Origin of the sequence: Sulfitobacter dubius, assembly GCF_027214245.1 — a bacterium.
Lineage (GTDB): Bacteria > Pseudomonadota > Alphaproteobacteria > Rhodobacterales > Rhodobacteraceae > Sulfitobacter > Sulfitobacter dubius_A.
Genome location: NZ_JAPWHM010000002.1, coordinates 564,005 through 576,870, shown reverse-complemented (window position 1 = coordinate 576,870; position 12,866 = coordinate 564,005). Strand labels below are relative to the sequence as shown.

General features: G+C 62.0%; 14 protein-coding genes and 1 riboswitch. Of the genes, 6 read left to right on the top strand and 8 right to left on the bottom strand.

Features of this window, described 5'->3' with window-relative positions; all coding sequences use genetic code 11:
* The first annotated feature begins 100 nt into the window (after positions 1-100).
* From trmB to O4H31_RS06740, 4 genes are all read left to right on the top strand, one after another.
* Positions 101-802, top strand: a complete 702-nt coding sequence (gene trmB / locus O4H31_RS06755; RefSeq protein WP_269344031.1) for a tRNA (guanosine(46)-N7)-methyltransferase TrmB — start codon at positions 101-103, stop codon at positions 800-802.
* A gap of 100 nt (positions 803-902) precedes the next feature.
* Complete coding sequence (gene aroA / locus O4H31_RS06750; protein ID WP_269344029.1) at positions 903-2,255, top strand: 3-phosphoshikimate 1-carboxyvinyltransferase; 1,353 nt, start codon at positions 903-905, stop codon at positions 2,253-2,255.
* Positions 2,252-2,755 (top strand): hypothetical protein, encoded by a 504-nt coding sequence (locus O4H31_RS06745; RefSeq protein WP_269344027.1) that lies wholly within the window; start codon positions 2,252-2,254, stop codon positions 2,753-2,755. The genes aroA and O4H31_RS06745 overlap by 4 nt, the downstream gene beginning before the upstream one ends.
* A complete protein-coding gene (locus O4H31_RS06740) occupies positions 2,752-3,387 on the top strand; it encodes a (d)CMP kinase (protein ID WP_269344025.1) in 636 nt (211 codons plus the stop codon). The genes O4H31_RS06745 and O4H31_RS06740 overlap by 4 nt, the downstream gene beginning before the upstream one ends.
* A gap of 47 nt (positions 3,388-3,434) precedes the next feature.
* Here the strand turns inward: O4H31_RS06740 and metK are convergent, their stop codons facing one another.
* The 7 genes from metK to O4H31_RS06705 form a co-directional block, all read right to left on the bottom strand.
* Positions 3,435-4,616: a methionine adenosyltransferase gene (gene metK / locus O4H31_RS06735; protein WP_269344023.1), complete on the bottom strand. Its 1,182-nt coding sequence runs from the start codon at positions 4,614-4,616 to the stop codon at positions 3,435-3,437.
* A 4-nt stretch (positions 4,617-4,620) separates the two neighbouring features.
* Positions 4,621-4,669, bottom strand: a riboswitch (SAM-SAH riboswitch).
* Between the two features lie 31 nt (positions 4,670-4,700).
* Positions 4,701-6,200, bottom strand: a complete 1,500-nt coding sequence (lnt, locus tag O4H31_RS06730) for an apolipoprotein N-acyltransferase (protein WP_269344021.1) — start codon at positions 6,198-6,200, stop codon at positions 4,701-4,703.
* Positions 6,197-7,099, bottom strand: a complete 903-nt coding sequence (locus tag O4H31_RS06725) for a hemolysin family protein (RefSeq protein ID WP_269344019.1) — start codon at positions 7,097-7,099, stop codon at positions 6,197-6,199. The genes lnt and O4H31_RS06725 overlap by 4 nt, the downstream gene beginning before the upstream one ends.
* Before the next feature lie 27 nt (positions 7,100-7,126).
* A complete protein-coding gene (gene ybeY / locus O4H31_RS06720; protein WP_269344017.1) occupies positions 7,127-7,672 on the bottom strand; it encodes an rRNA maturation RNase YbeY in 546 nt (181 codons plus the stop codon).
* Positions 7,647-8,636, bottom strand: coding sequence for a PhoH family protein (locus tag O4H31_RS06715; protein ID WP_269344146.1), 990 nt, complete (start codon positions 8,634-8,636; stop codon positions 7,647-7,649). The genes ybeY and O4H31_RS06715 overlap by 26 nt, the downstream gene beginning before the upstream one ends.
* Before the next feature lie 147 nt (positions 8,637-8,783).
* Positions 8,784-9,086 carry a hypothetical protein gene (locus O4H31_RS06710; protein ID WP_386283760.1) on the bottom strand — a complete coding sequence of 101 codons (303 nt, stop codon included), beginning with the start codon at positions 9,084-9,086 and terminating at the stop codon, positions 8,784-8,786.
* A gap of 34 nt (positions 9,087-9,120) precedes the next feature.
* Complete coding sequence (locus O4H31_RS06705) at positions 9,121-9,663, bottom strand: OmpA family protein (RefSeq protein WP_419723588.1); 543 nt, start codon at positions 9,661-9,663, stop codon at positions 9,121-9,123.
* Positions 9,664-10,120: 457 nt separating this feature from the next.
* On the opposite strand from O4H31_RS06705, the gene O4H31_RS06700 reads away from it, so the two are divergent.
* Entirely contained in the window at positions 10,121-10,465 is a 345-nt protein-coding gene (locus O4H31_RS06700; RefSeq protein ID WP_067627307.1) for a hypothetical protein, read from the top strand.
* A 53-nt stretch (positions 10,466-10,518) separates the two neighbouring features.
* Here O4H31_RS06700 and miaB read toward each other — a convergent pair whose 3' ends face one another.
* Complete coding sequence (miaB, locus tag O4H31_RS06695) at positions 10,519-11,823, bottom strand: tRNA (N6-isopentenyl adenosine(37)-C2)-methylthiotransferase MiaB (RefSeq protein WP_269344011.1); 1,305 nt, start codon at positions 11,821-11,823, stop codon at positions 10,519-10,521.
* A gap of 122 nt (positions 11,824-11,945) precedes the next feature.
* Between miaB and O4H31_RS06690 the strand changes: the two genes are divergently transcribed.
* Positions 11,946-12,815: a hypothetical protein gene (locus O4H31_RS06690; protein WP_269344010.1), complete on the top strand. Its 870-nt coding sequence runs from the start codon at positions 11,946-11,948 to the stop codon at positions 12,813-12,815.
* The last annotated feature ends 51 nt before the right edge of the window (positions 12,816-12,866 follow it).

The window sequence follows — 12,866 nt, the reverse complement described above, 5'->3', positions numbered from 1 at the left end:
AGGCGCATGGAGCCTAACAAATGATTAACCCCCACCTATTCGCCACCGCCCCTGCAGAGGAATGTTGCGGTGACGCGGCGGGGCGGCTACATGGGCCGCCATGAGTGACACAGAACGCCCCCGCCGCAACTTCTATGGCCGCCTCAAAGGCAAATCCCTCAAGAAGTCGCAAAAGACCTATATCGACGAGGATCTCGACGCATTGTCGCCGGGGGCTGTCGATTGGGACGCCAATCCCGACCGCACACCGCTGGAGCTCGACACGCTGTTTGGCGGGCGCAAGGTCTGGTTGGAAATCGGCTTTGGCGGCGGTGAGCATCTGGTGCATCAGGCGGGGCAGAACCCGGATGTGGGCATCATCGGCTGCGAGCCTTATATCAACGGGGTCGCGATGCTGCTGGGCAAAATCCGGCGGGCGGGCGTCGATAACCTTGCCATCCATCCCGGTGACGTGCGCGATATGTTCGACGTGCTGACCGAAGCCTCCATCGACCGGGCGTTTTTGCTCTACCCCGACCCTTGGCCAAAAACCCGCCATCACCGCCGCCGCTTTGTCACGCCCGAGCATCTGGAGCCTCTGGCCCGCGTGTTAAAACCCGGCGCGATCTTCCGCGTGGCGACCGATATCGAAGACTACGTCCGCCAGACCCTTGAACAGGTGCCGCAGCACGAGTTTGATTGGCTGGCCGAAGGGCCGGAGGACTGGCGCGCGCCTTGGGACGATTGGATTTCGACCCGCTATGAGCAGAAGGCGCTGCGCGAAGGGCGCACCCCGCATTACCTGACCTTCCGCAAACGCTAAGCGCCTGATACCACCCTGATTACAATCCATTGCACGCGCGGCGATGGACGCTGCCGCCCGCCTGCGATAATAGGGGCCTCAAGCAGATCAGAGGTACCTCATGTCCAGTCACGGCAGCCCCATTCCCATGTCATCACGCGCTTGCGGGCCGCTTAGCGGCACTGCCGAGGTGCCCGGCGATAAATCCATCTCGCACCGTAGCTTGATCCTAGGTGCAATGGCCGTGGGCGAAACCACGATCACCGGGCTTTTGGAAGGCCAAGACGTGCTCGACACCGCCAAAGCCATGCGCGCTTTCGGGGCCGAGGTGATTGACCACGGCGGCGGCTCTTATTCCGTGCACGGCGTCGGCGTCGGCGGCTTTGCTGAGCCTGACAACGTGATCGACTGCGGTAATTCCGGCACCGGCGTGCGCCTGCTGATGGGGGCCATGGCAACCTCCCCGATCTCTGTCACCTTCACCGGTGACGCCAGCCTTAACAGCCGCCCGATGGCGCGGGTGACCGATCCGTTGGCGCTGTTCGGCACGCAATCCGTGGGCCGCGCCGGGGGCCGTCTGCCGATGACGCTGGTGGGCGCGGCTGAGCCTGTACCGGTGCGCTATACCGTCCCGGTCCCTTCCGCACAGGTTAAATCCGCTGTGCTGCTGGCCGGGCTGAATGCCCCCGGCAAGACCGTGGTGATCGAGGCCGAAGCCACCCGCGACCATACCGAGCGGATGCTGGCAGGCTTCGGCGCCGAAATCACGGTCGAAGAAACGGACGAAGGCCGCGTCATTACCCTGACCGGCCAGCCGGAGTTGAAGCCGCAGCACATCGACGTGCCGCGCGACCCCTCCTCCGCCGCCTTCCCCGTTTGCGCCGCACTGATCGTGCCGGGCTCTGACGTGCTGGTGCCGGGCATCGGGCTGAACCCCACGCGGGCGGGCCTGTTCACCACCCTGCGCGAGATGGGCGCGAACCTGACCTACGAAAACGAACGCAGCGAGGGTGGCGAGCCTGTGGCCGACCTGCGCGCGAAGTTCTCACCAAACCTCAAAGGCATCGAAGTGCCGCCCGAACGGGCTGCCAGCATGATCGACGAATACCCCGTGCTCTCGGTCGTGGCAGCCTGTGCGACGGGCGAGACCGTGATGCGCGGCGTCAAGGAATTGCGCGTCAAGGAAAGCGACCGGATCGAGGCCATGGCCAGCGGGCTGCGTGCCAATGGGGTCGAGGTCGAAGACGGGCCGGATTGGTGGATCGTCAAAGGGTTGGGCCACGGCAATATCCCCGGGGGTGCGACCTGCCAAAGCCATCTCGACCACCGCATCGCCATGTCATTCCTGATCCTCGGGATGGTCGCGCAACAGCCGGTGCAGGTGGATGACGGCGGCCCCATCGCCACCTCCTTCCCGATTTTCGAACCGCTGATGGCGTCCTTGGGGGCGCAGGTCGAACGGCTGCCTGCGTGATAGGCGACCGGCTCATCTGGCTCAGCCTCTGCGCCACACTGGCCTTTGCCGCGCTCGCGGGCTTCTCCGAAGTCTACCTGCGCGCGGAGGGCATGGGGGTCTTGGATGGGCGACGTTGGGGCTATGATCTGGCCGAGGCACGCGCCTATCTCGCCGCTCTCAGCCCGGAGCAGACCGCACTTTACCTCGGCCAGTTCCGGCTGGCTGACACCGCCTTCCCCGCGCTTTTGGCGCTGGCGCTGTTGCTGTGGTTTCGGCGTTGGTCGGCGGGCGGGCTTCGGCTGGCGCTGACGCTGGCCGTCGCGCTCTACCTCGGGGCGGATTACACCGAGAACATGCTGATCGCCCGGCTGGCCGAACTGGGGCCAGACCGGCTGACGGAACAAGCGGTCGCGACCGCCAGCCTGTTTACGCAGGCGAAATGGATGATACTGGCCGCCTGTTTCGGAGCAGCCCTGCTGCTCGGCCTTAGGGCGCGCAACGAAAGGAATGTGCAATGACAAAGAATGTAAACAGCGGCATGACCGTTGCCATCGACGGCCCCGCAGCGGCGGGCAAAGGCACGGTCGCTAAGGCGGTCGCTGCGCATTTCGGCTTTGCGCATCTCGACACAGGGCTTTTGTACCGCGCGGTTGCCGCGAAAACCCTCAAGGGGATGGACGCCGAAGAGGCCGCGCAAACCCTCGCCCCTGTTGACCTTGAAGACCCCAGTCTGCGCGACCCGGACGTGGCGCAAGAGGCCAGCAAAGTGGCGGTGATCCCCGCGGTGCGGGCCGCCCTTGTGCGTTTCCAGCGCAGCTTTGCCACCCGCGCGGGCGGCGCCGTACTGGACGGGCGCGACATTGGCACGGTGATTTGCCCCGACGCCCCGGTGAAACTCTTCATCACCGCCAGCCCCGAAGTGCGTGCGCAGCGCCGCTTTGCAGAGCTTGCGGGCAAAGGCATCGCGATCACCTATGAAACCGTGTTGGAAGACGTCAAACAGCGCGACTTGCGCGACATGAGCCGCGACCAAGCGCCGCTAAAACCGGCCGACGATGCCAAGCAGATCGACACGACTGAGATGGCGATTGAAGATGCGGTCGCCGCCGCGGTCGCTCTCATTGAGGCCAAACAGGCCGAGCGGGGCTAAGTGCCGCGAGGCCGAGAGGGTGGACGCGACCGCCCACCCCTATATCGTTATACTGCCGCCTTAAGCTGATCGACCAGATCGCGGCGCTCCCAGCTGAAACCGCCATCCGCATCAGGCGCGCGGCCAAAGTGGCCATAGGCCGCCGTGCGCTGGTAGATCGGCTTGTTCAACTGCAGATGCTCGCGAATGCCGCGCGGGGTCAGGTCGATGATCTGGCGGATCGCCTTTTCAATCGCCGCGTCATGCACATCACCGGTGCCATGGGTGTCGCAATAGATCGACAGCGGCTCGCTGACGCCAATCGCATAGCTAAGCTGGATGGTGCATTTCTTGGCCATCCCCGCTGCCACAACGTTCTTGGCCAAATAGCGCGCGACATAAGCGGCTGAGCGGTCCACCTTGGTCGGATCCTTGCCCGAGAACGCACCGCCGCCATGCGGAGCGGCCCCGCCATAGGTGTCGACGATGATCTTGCGGCCCGTGAGGCCCGCGTCGCCATCCGGCCCGCCGATGACGAAAACGCCCGTGGGGTTCACATGCCAAACCGTGTCATCGTCGATCCAGCCCTCGGGCAGCACTTCGCGGATGTAAGGCTCCACGATATCGCGGATATCGGCGCTGGTCTGGCGTTCGCTCTCATGCTGGGTCGAGAGCACGATGGAACTGACCCCTACGGGTTTGCCGTTTTCATAGCGCACCGACAGCTGGCTCTTGGCGTCGGGCCGCAGGGTGGGCTCGGTGCCGTCTTTGCGCACTTCGGCCAGACGCCGCAGCACCGCATGGGCGTAGTGGATCGGCGCGGGCATCAGCTCGGGCGTCTCATCGGTGGCGAAACCGAACATGATCCCCTGATCGCCTGCGCCCTCTTCCTTACCGTCCGCCGCATCGACGCCTTGGGCGATATGCGCGGACTGTGGGTGCAGCAGATTGGTGATTTCACATGTCGCGTGGTGGAACTCATCCTGCTCGTAACCGATGTCTTTGATGCAGGCGCGGGCGATGTCTTCGACCTTGCTAAGATATTCGTCAAGCTTGGTCTTGTTGGCCAGACCGACCTCCCCGCCGATCACGACGCGGTTGGTGGTGGCAAAGGTCTCGGCGGCGACCCGTGCTTCGGGTTCCTCGCTGATGAAAGCGTCGAGGATCGCATCGGAAATCCGGTCGCAGACCTTATCCGGGTGCCCCTCGGAAACGGATTCCGAAGTGAAAGTGTAGTTCTGACGGGACATGTAGTGCTCCAATAAAAATTACGCACCACGTCAGGAAGCCGTTGTGGTGCTCTGCCAATGGCTTAGACAACCGCTGGTGGATGGTCAATCGGCATTCCCGGGCCTGCGGCGGCGGGCCACAGCAAGCCCCGCAAGGCACAGCGCCAAAAGCACAGAAAGCGGCAAATCTCCGCTGCGGCTATAGAGTGTCGGCGGCAAGGGCGCGGGCAGTGGCGCGTCGATAAACCCTGCGGTGTTCAGCGCCAGTGACGCGGTCACCCGACCCTGCGGGTCGATCATCGCCGAGATGCCAGTGTTGGCCGCCCGGGTCATGGGCAGCCCCTGCTCAATCGCCCGCATCCGCGCTTGGGCCAGATGCTGGCGCGGGCCTGCGGCCTTGCCGAACCACGCGTCATTGGTGACCTGCATCAGAAACGCAGGCCGCGTCGGGGCGGCATTCACATCATGGGCAAAGACGGCCTCATAGCAGATCAGCGGCAATGCCGCGCCGAGCGGTCCCATATCCAAAAGCTGCGCGCCCGGCCCGCTGGAAAAGCCGTTGCCCTCCTGCGCGGCGAGCCCGTGTATCCCGAAACGCGCCATCAGATCGCCCAGCGGCATATATTCGCCAAAGGGCACAAGGTGATGTTTGTCATAGACCTGTCCGACCGCTCCATCGGCATCCAGCACCACCAGCGAATTGTAATAGCGCATGTTCGACCGGCGCTGCACGCCCAGAACCACCGGCACGTCAGAGGCCGCACCGATCTCGGCCAGCGCGCTGCCCGCCATATCCAACGCCCAAGGGATCGCAGTTTCGGGCCAGATTACCAGATCAGGCGCTAGGCTCTCGTCATTTGGCGCGGCGGCGGTGTAATCCAGTTGCCGTGTGAAAAAGAATTCGAAATTGTCGGCGTTCCACTTCTCTCGCTGGGTCGCATTGGGCTGCACCAAGCGCACAACCTGATCGGTCAATACCGCTGGCGGCGCTTGCGGTGGAAGCAGCAAAAGCAGAACGGTCGACAGCGCCAGCGTCCCCTGCCCCAATCGCAGCGCCAAAGGGCCGCGCAGCAGCAAGATCGCGGCGATGGCAAAGAGCCAGAGGTTCAGCGCATAGGGGCCGACCCAAGCCAACCCCTGCCCGGCCATCACGCCGACCAGCGCCTGCGCGGGCATGGCCCATGGGAAACCGGTGAAAATATAGGCCCGAAGCAGTTCCACCGCCGCCCAAGTCAGCGCCAAGGCCAGCCCGCGCCGTGGCGCAATCCAGCGGGCAAGACCAAAGGCCAGCCCCCAGAACAGCGCCATGCCTGCCGCCAGCAAGATCAGCGCAAACGGCGCCATCCAGCCGTGACGCTCCACATCAACCATAAAGGGCGACACGATCCATTGCAGCGCGTGCAGGAAATAGCCAAAGCCAAAGCCCCAGCCCAACAGCGCCGCTCGAAATGGGCTGCCCGATTGGGCACGGTAAAACCAAAATGCCGCCACCAGCCCGGCAAAGAGCATAAGCGGCAGTTCATAGGGCGCTTGCCCGAAGGCTGCGATGGCGCCGGCGATCGGAGCCAGCAACATCCGGCCCCGCATCGCCAGCCGTTGCCTCATCCCCCGGCCCCTTGGGTGCGGACCCGCAACCGTTTAATGCGGCGCGGATCGGCGTCGATCACTTCGAACTCAGGGCCATCAGGGTGCAAAACCACTTCGCCGCGCGCCGGAACCCGGCCCGACAGCATGAAGACCAAGCCCCCGAGCGTGTCGATCTCTTCTTCGTCGACGGTCTCATGGTCGGTCAGGGAATGGCCAATCTCAGCCTCGAAATCCCCCAGCGGGGTCTTGGCGAGCGCCAGATAGGTGCCGGGTTTTTCGACCGTCCAGTAGGTGCCCTCGTCAACGTCATGTTCGTCTTCGATCTCGCCTATGACCTGTTCGATCAGGTCTTCAATGGTGACCAGCCCATCAACACCGCCATATTCGTCAATCACCAATGCCATATGCCGCCGCTCGGCCTGCATTTTGGTCAGCAGCACACCGATGGTCATGGACGGCGGCACGTAGACCAAGGGACGCAGTATGGCGCGCAGATCAAACTTGGTGTTTTTGCCATTAAAGCCGTGGTTTAGCGCAAGGTCTTTCAGATGGACCATGCCCACTGGCGTGTCCAAGGTCCCGTCGTAAACCGGCAAGCGGGTCATCCCGCTTTCCTTGAACACCGCCACCAGCTCATCCAGCGTGGCGCTGACCGGCACGGCGGTAATATCCGCCTTGGGCACGGCCACATCATCAACGCGCATCCGGCGCAGGTTGATCATGCCATGGCCCGTGGGCCGCTCGGCCTCTCCCGATGCCTCGGGGGTGTCATCCTCGCTGTCCGATGGGCTCAACGCCTCGAACACCCGAGAAAAGAAATTGCCGGTGCGCATTGCGCTATCGTCCGGCAGCTCATGTCTATCTTCATCCGCAAGCGCGCTCTGCGCCGCGTCAGATGATCCGTCTGTATCGCCCATTGGGTCCCGTCTGTGTTGCAAAGCCCCTTAAGGCCCATTTTCCTTATATGGGTCATCATAACCCATTTTGCCAAGTATTTCGCGCTCCAACCCTTCCATCAACGTCGCGTCGGGGTCATTTTCATGGTCATAGCCCAGAAGATGCAACAGCCCGTGTACAATCAGATGGGTTACATGCGCGGCCAGAGGCTTGTCTGCCGCTTTAGCTTCGGCGGCACAGGTCTCATAGGCCAAAGCGATGTCGCCCAGTTCGAGCATTCCGTCAATGCCGGGGGCGACGGGCAGCGGATCGCCGCCCGGGGTGGCGGCACCCCGTTCCACTGCGGGCCAGCTCAGCACATTGGTCGCTCGCGCCTTGCCGCGAAAGTCTTCGTTCAGCGCGGCGATACGTGTGTCATCACAGGCCAGCAGGGTCATCTCCGCCGCCTCTGCGTCGAGGCCGAGATGCCCCAGAGTGGCCTGTGCCGCCGCATGAGCGAGCGGTTCAAGGTCGACCGCGTTCCAGCGGTCGTCCTCAATCACGATGTCGAAGTCGTCCAGCATCACATCAAGCGGCACCGCTATCCGCCTCATAAGCCTCAATAATCGCGGCCACGAGCGGGTGGCGCACCACGTCTTTGGAGGTGAAGTAATTAAAGCTGATGCTGGGGATCGTTTTCAGCAAACGCTCTGCATCCTGAAGCCCCGACTGCACCCCACGCGGCAGGTCGATCTGCGTCCGGTCGCCTGTAATGACCATGCGCGAGTTTTGGCCAAGACGTGTCAGGAACATTTTCATCTGCATCGACGTGGCGTTTTGCGCCTCATCCAGCACGACGAAGGCATTCGACAGCGTCCGCCCCCTCATAAAGGCGAGCGGCGCGATCTCAATGCGCTTTTCTTCCAGCAGCTTCGCCAATTGCTTGCCCGGCAGGAAATCATTCAGCGCGTCATAGAGCGGCTGCATGTAAGGATCGACCTTGTCCTTCATATCACCGGGCAGATAACCCAGCTTTTCTCCCGCTTCGACCGCCGGACGCGACAGAATGATCCGGTCCACATGGCCGCCGATGAACATCGACACGCCCACCGCCACCGCCAAATAGGTCTTGCCGGTGCCCGCAGGGCCGATGCCAAAGGCCAATTCATTGTCGAACAGCGATTGCACATAAGCCTTCTGCGCGTCGGTGCGCGGCTCCACCCGTTTCTTACGGGTCTGGATTTCAATCGCGTCCGAGATCGGCATTTCCAACTGGTCGCCCTGGCGCACGCCGGTGCCCACGCTGGAATTGCCCATGCGCAACATGCCGTCCACATCCGCAGGCTCAACCGAGCGCCCGCTTTCCAGTCGCACATAAAGCGCGTTGAGCAGGCTTTCTGCTTTCTCGACGGCCTCGCCCTCACCCAAGATCTGCAGGTGATTGCCGCGCCGGATGATCTGCACCTCGAGCGATTTCTCGATGGCAGCCAGATGCGCGTCATAGGCGCCGCAGAGGTCGATCAAAAGGCGGTTATCGGGAAATTCCACCACCCGTTCGGCCGCGGTTTCCGGTGTCATCAGATCAGTTGAAGGCAATGCGCGTATCCTTTGTGAAGCACTAAATGGTGAGATAGTCAGGCGGGCAGGATTTACCAACCCGTAGCGACAAAAAGGGCCGAAACGCAACGCGCTCCGGCCCGGTGTGTTTGATATGGCCCGCCAAGGTCAGTTCGGGTCTTTGATCTTGGAGCCACCTTTGAAGTGGCCCGCGGTATGTGTCGGCGGCGCCACGCCCGAGCAGACCGGCTTGCCGAATTTATCAAGCCGCGCCGAGAGATAGCCCTCGACCCCGTCGTCGATGATCCAGTGGTCGCAGCCGTTCGGATCAACCCAGATGCCCGCTTGAAGGGTGCTGAGGTGCTTTGTGTCGATGCCGCGGTCAACGGTCTTGTCCGAAGGATACCCCCGGCCCAGACCGCCTTCGTAATCGGTACAGGCCGAAAGGCCGACGGCACAGGCGGTGACCATGAGAAGTTTCGTCTTAATCACTTTTACGGTCCCTTCAGCGAATGCAGATAATTTCGACACGGCGGTTTTTGGCCATGTTCGCAGCGGAATTGTTCGGCACGGCAGGCATCCGTTCGCCATAGCCACGCACATCAGCGATCTTGGCGCCGACTTGGTTGGCGATACGCGCCACCGAGTTTGCGCGGTTGTAGGACAGACGCATGTTATAGGCATCCGAGGCACGGCTGTCGGTGTGGCCAGTGATGATGTAGGACACCGCGCCGGTCGACTGGAAGAAATTCGCCAGACGCGCGCGACCCTGGGCCGAGATGTTGTATTTGTCGGTGGCGAAGAACTGGTCCGCCTCCATCACACCGCAGACATCGCCACGGCGGCATACCGGGATGCCCTGACGGGTCGTATGCGGGGTCATATAACCCTCGGCCCCGTCATCCATGACCCAGTGCTCACAGCCGTCGGGATCAACCCAAATGGTCGGCGTGTAGACGCCCTTGTCACGGCCCTGTTGCGAAGGTGTCTGCGCATCGGCCGACGTGCTGGCCACAGTCAGCGCCGCCGCCATCGTCAGGCTGGCCATGGCGCGCAGTGCTTTGGAAATAGTGGGTCCCACAGCTTTTGTCCTATTCTAAATATTGGTTCTTATTCTTGGCAAATGCGACCCCTCCCCGGACCCGCGCCTTGTTAGTATAGGGTTAGGTTAGGTAAAAACTGCCCTGCTGTGAAGCTGTGAAATCAACATTTTGTGGCCGGGTCTTGGCGGATTACAACGAATCCTTCGCGCAATAACGGTGAAACCAGTGACTGCGGCAGCCATTCTTTGTTCGCCGGAACGGCTGAAATTACCCTATTGCCTATGCCCTGGCGACAATCCCCCGCAAGCCCTTGAGATTGTTCTCAACCCCCTGACAGTGCCTTCGAATCTTCTTGAAACACGCACCTTTAGACCTAAACCTCTATCTATCGGATCGCGAGGGTGGGACTTCGCGCGGCTTTGCCGATCTTGATTGCTGCAATGATAACTGGGGGACCAACTCATGATGAAAATGCTACTCGCCACCGCCGTCACCGGCTTGCTTGCCATGCCCGCTTTTGCCGGGGGTGTGAAATACGCCTACCACAACCAAGGCAAGGCGCATCCAACGGGCAATGTGATCCACGTCAGCTGCTACCGTGGCCCGTGGAATGATGTGATCTGGGACCGGCCAAACTCGGTCTTCGTGGATAGCCTCGTGGCCGTCGGCTATGACTTCTCCACCGCCCACGCCGTGGCCGAGCGTGTCTGCCGGGATCACACGCTGGTGGGCAACCCTGAGGGGCTGAAAGCGACGATGAAACGGATCTTCGCGGATGCCGCTTCGCATCGCAAGCACAACTACTGATAAGCTTAGGGTGCGCGGCAACGCGCACCCGCAACGGCCCTAGTCGCGGCCCGTTAGACTAAGACAGCCGCCAAAGAGTTCGTCTTGGCTTCGGTCACCCTTACGCGCTGGATGTCACCGATTTGCGCCGTGCAGTTCTCGATATGAACCGCGTGGAGATACTCTGACTTGCCAAGCATCTGACCGGGCAAGCGGCCCTTCTTCTCAACCAGAACCGACACCTCGCGCCCCACCATCGACTGCTGGATCTCTTGCTGGTGTTGGGTGATTAAACCTTGCAGGCGTTGAAGCCGGTCATCAGCCACCGCTGGATCGACCAGCGGGCGTTCGGCTGCCGGGGTGCCGGGGCGGGAGGAATATTTGAACGAATAGGCATAGCCGTAGCGCACCTGCCGGACGAGTTCCATCGTCGCCTCAAAGTCGGCATCGCTTTCCTCGGGGAAGCCGACGATAAAATCGCCCGATAGCACAATATCAGGCCTCGCTTCGCGGATGCGTTCCAGCAGTTTAAGATAGCTTTCGGCGGTGTGGCTGCGGTTCATCCGTTTCAGGATATGGTCGCTGCCCGACTGCACCGGCAGGTGCAGGTAAGGCATCAGCTCGGGCACCTCACCATGGGCCGCGATCAGATCGTCGCCCATGTCGTTGGGGTGACTGGTGGTGTAGCGGATACGCTCCAGCCCGTCGATCTTGGCGAGCGCGCGGATCAAACCGGCCAGCGTCATGCCACCGTGGTAGGCGTTTACGTTCTGACCCAGCAGGGTGACTTCGCGCACGCCGCGCTCGACCAGATCGCGGGCCTCCTCCAGCACCTTCTCGGCGGGACGAGAGACTTCGGCCCCCCGCGTATAGGGCACCACGCAGAATGCGCAGAACTTGTCGCAGCCCTCTTGCACGGTGAGGAAGGCCGCGGGCGCGCGTTTCATCTTGGGGCGACCCTTGAGGTGGTCGAATTTGTCTTCGGCCGGAAAATCGGTGTCGAGCGCGCTCTGCCCGGTCTGCACCTTCGCTTCCATCTCTGGCAAACGGTGGTAGCTTTGCGGGCCGACCACCAGATCGACAGCCGGCTGGCGGCGCATGATCTCTTCGCCCTCGGCCTGCGCCACGCAGCCCGCCACACCGATCTTCAGATCGGGGCGCGCGTCTTTCAACGGTTTCAGGCGGCCCAACTCGGAATAAACCTTCTCTGCGGCCTTTTCGCGGATGTGGCAGGTGTTGAGCAGGATCATATCCGCGTCATCCGCGCGGTCGGTCGTGACATAGCCCTGACCGCCAAGGCTTTCGGCCATGCGTTCGCTGTCATAGACGTTCATCTGGCAACCATAGGTCTTGATGAACAGCTTTTTCGGTTGTGTCATGGCGGGCATCCAAGGGTTTTGACGGATTTCGGGCAGATGGCGTCGTCTAACAGCGGTGGCCGCGTCTTGCAATGGACCCGGAATTGACCGACCTTGCGGCACGGAAATGCCAGCGGGGGCCTATGCGGTATCGCGATCTAGATCATCTTATCAAAGAGGCCCGCCCGGCGCTGGAGGCAGGCCCCATCGCCATGATCTTGGTCGAGGATGAGGTCGAGGTCGACACCACCCTGCGCCACCACCAGCAGGCGGGCTTTGACAGCGTGGTGGCACTGATGCCCCCCGCTTTTGACCTGCCCCGCGACTTGCAGGACAGCGTGCTGCGGGTGGACTATGACACCACCGCCGAAGCCGCGCTGGAGGGCGCGGTGAACCGCATGATCGCCGCGGTGCCGGGGCAATGGCTTTATTACTGCTACAACGCCGAATATCTGTTCCACCCCTTCAGCGAGACGCGCAACATAAAGGAACTGCTGGCGTTTCACAGCGAAGAGCGACGCGATGCGCTGCTCGGCTATGTGGTCGACCTCTACGCGCTGGACCTTAAGCGGCACCCCAATGCAGTGTCATTGGATCAGGCGCATCTGGACCGCTCGGGCTATTACGCGCTGGCACGCAAGGATGCGGCCCGGCAGGGGCACCCTAAGGAACGGCAGCTTGATTTCTTTGGCGGACTGCGTTGGCGGTTCGAAGAGCACGTCCCCGTGCAAAGCCGCAAGATCGACCGTATCCCGCTGTTTCGCGCCAAGCCGGGGCTGGTGTTGCGCGGCGATCACACGTTCAATGATGAGGAATACAACACCTACGCCTGCGCGTGGCACCACAATGTCACCGCGGCGGTCTGCTCTTTCCGCACGGCGAAGGCACTGAAGAGCAATCCGGGCAGCCGCTATGGTATTCCGACATTCCAATGGCAGAATTCCGAGCCGTTCGAGTGGCATTCCCGGCAGCTAATGGATTTAGGGCTGATGGAGCCGGGGCAGTGGTTTTGAGCGGGACCCGCCGGTTCTAAAGGCGCCGATTGGAGCCACGACCTATTCGAA

What these genes read in the sequence shown, in the direction of transcription:
- aroA (WP_269344029.1), top strand. Translation starts at nt 903, where the DNA reads ATGTCCAGTCACGGCAGCCCCATTCCCATGTCATCACGCGCTTGCGGG.
- O4H31_RS06725 (WP_269344019.1), bottom strand. Translation starts at nt 7,099, where the DNA reads ATGGGCGATACAGACGGATCATCTGACGCGGCGCAGAGCGCGCTTGCG.
- O4H31_RS06710 (WP_386283760.1), bottom strand. Translation starts at nt 9,086, where the DNA reads ATGGTCACCGCCTGTGCCGTCGGCCTTTCGGCCTGTACCGATTACGAA.
- O4H31_RS06740 (WP_269344025.1), top strand. Translation starts at nt 2,752, where the DNA reads ATGACAAAGAATGTAAACAGCGGCATGACCGTTGCCATCGACGGCCCC.
- O4H31_RS06700 (WP_067627307.1), top strand. Translation starts at nt 10,121, where the DNA reads ATGATGAAAATGCTACTCGCCACCGCCGTCACCGGCTTGCTTGCCATG.
- O4H31_RS06705 (WP_419723588.1), bottom strand. Translation starts at nt 9,663, where the DNA reads ATGGCCAGCCTGACGATGGCGGCGGCGCTGACTGTGGCCAGCACGTCG.
- O4H31_RS06715 (WP_269344146.1), bottom strand. Translation starts at nt 8,636, where the DNA reads ATGACACCGGAAACCGCGGCCGAACGGGTGGTGGAATTTCCCGATAAC.
- lnt (WP_269344021.1), bottom strand. Translation starts at nt 6,200, where the DNA reads ATGAGGCAACGGCTGGCGATGCGGGGCCGGATGTTGCTGGCTCCGATC.
- miaB (WP_269344011.1), bottom strand. Translation starts at nt 11,823, where the DNA reads ATGACACAACCGAAAAAGCTGTTCATCAAGACCTATGGTTGCCAGATG.
- metK (WP_269344023.1), bottom strand. Translation starts at nt 4,616, where the DNA reads ATGTCCCGTCAGAACTACACTTTCACTTCGGAATCCGTTTCCGAGGGG.
- ybeY (WP_269344017.1), bottom strand. Translation starts at nt 7,672, where the DNA reads ATGAGGCGGATAGCGGTGCCGCTTGATGTGATGCTGGACGACTTCGAC.
- trmB (WP_269344031.1), top strand. Translation starts at nt 101, where the DNA reads ATGAGTGACACAGAACGCCCCCGCCGCAACTTCTATGGCCGCCTCAAA.
- O4H31_RS06690 (WP_269344010.1), top strand. Translation starts at nt 11,946, where the DNA reads ATGCGGTATCGCGATCTAGATCATCTTATCAAAGAGGCCCGCCCGGCG.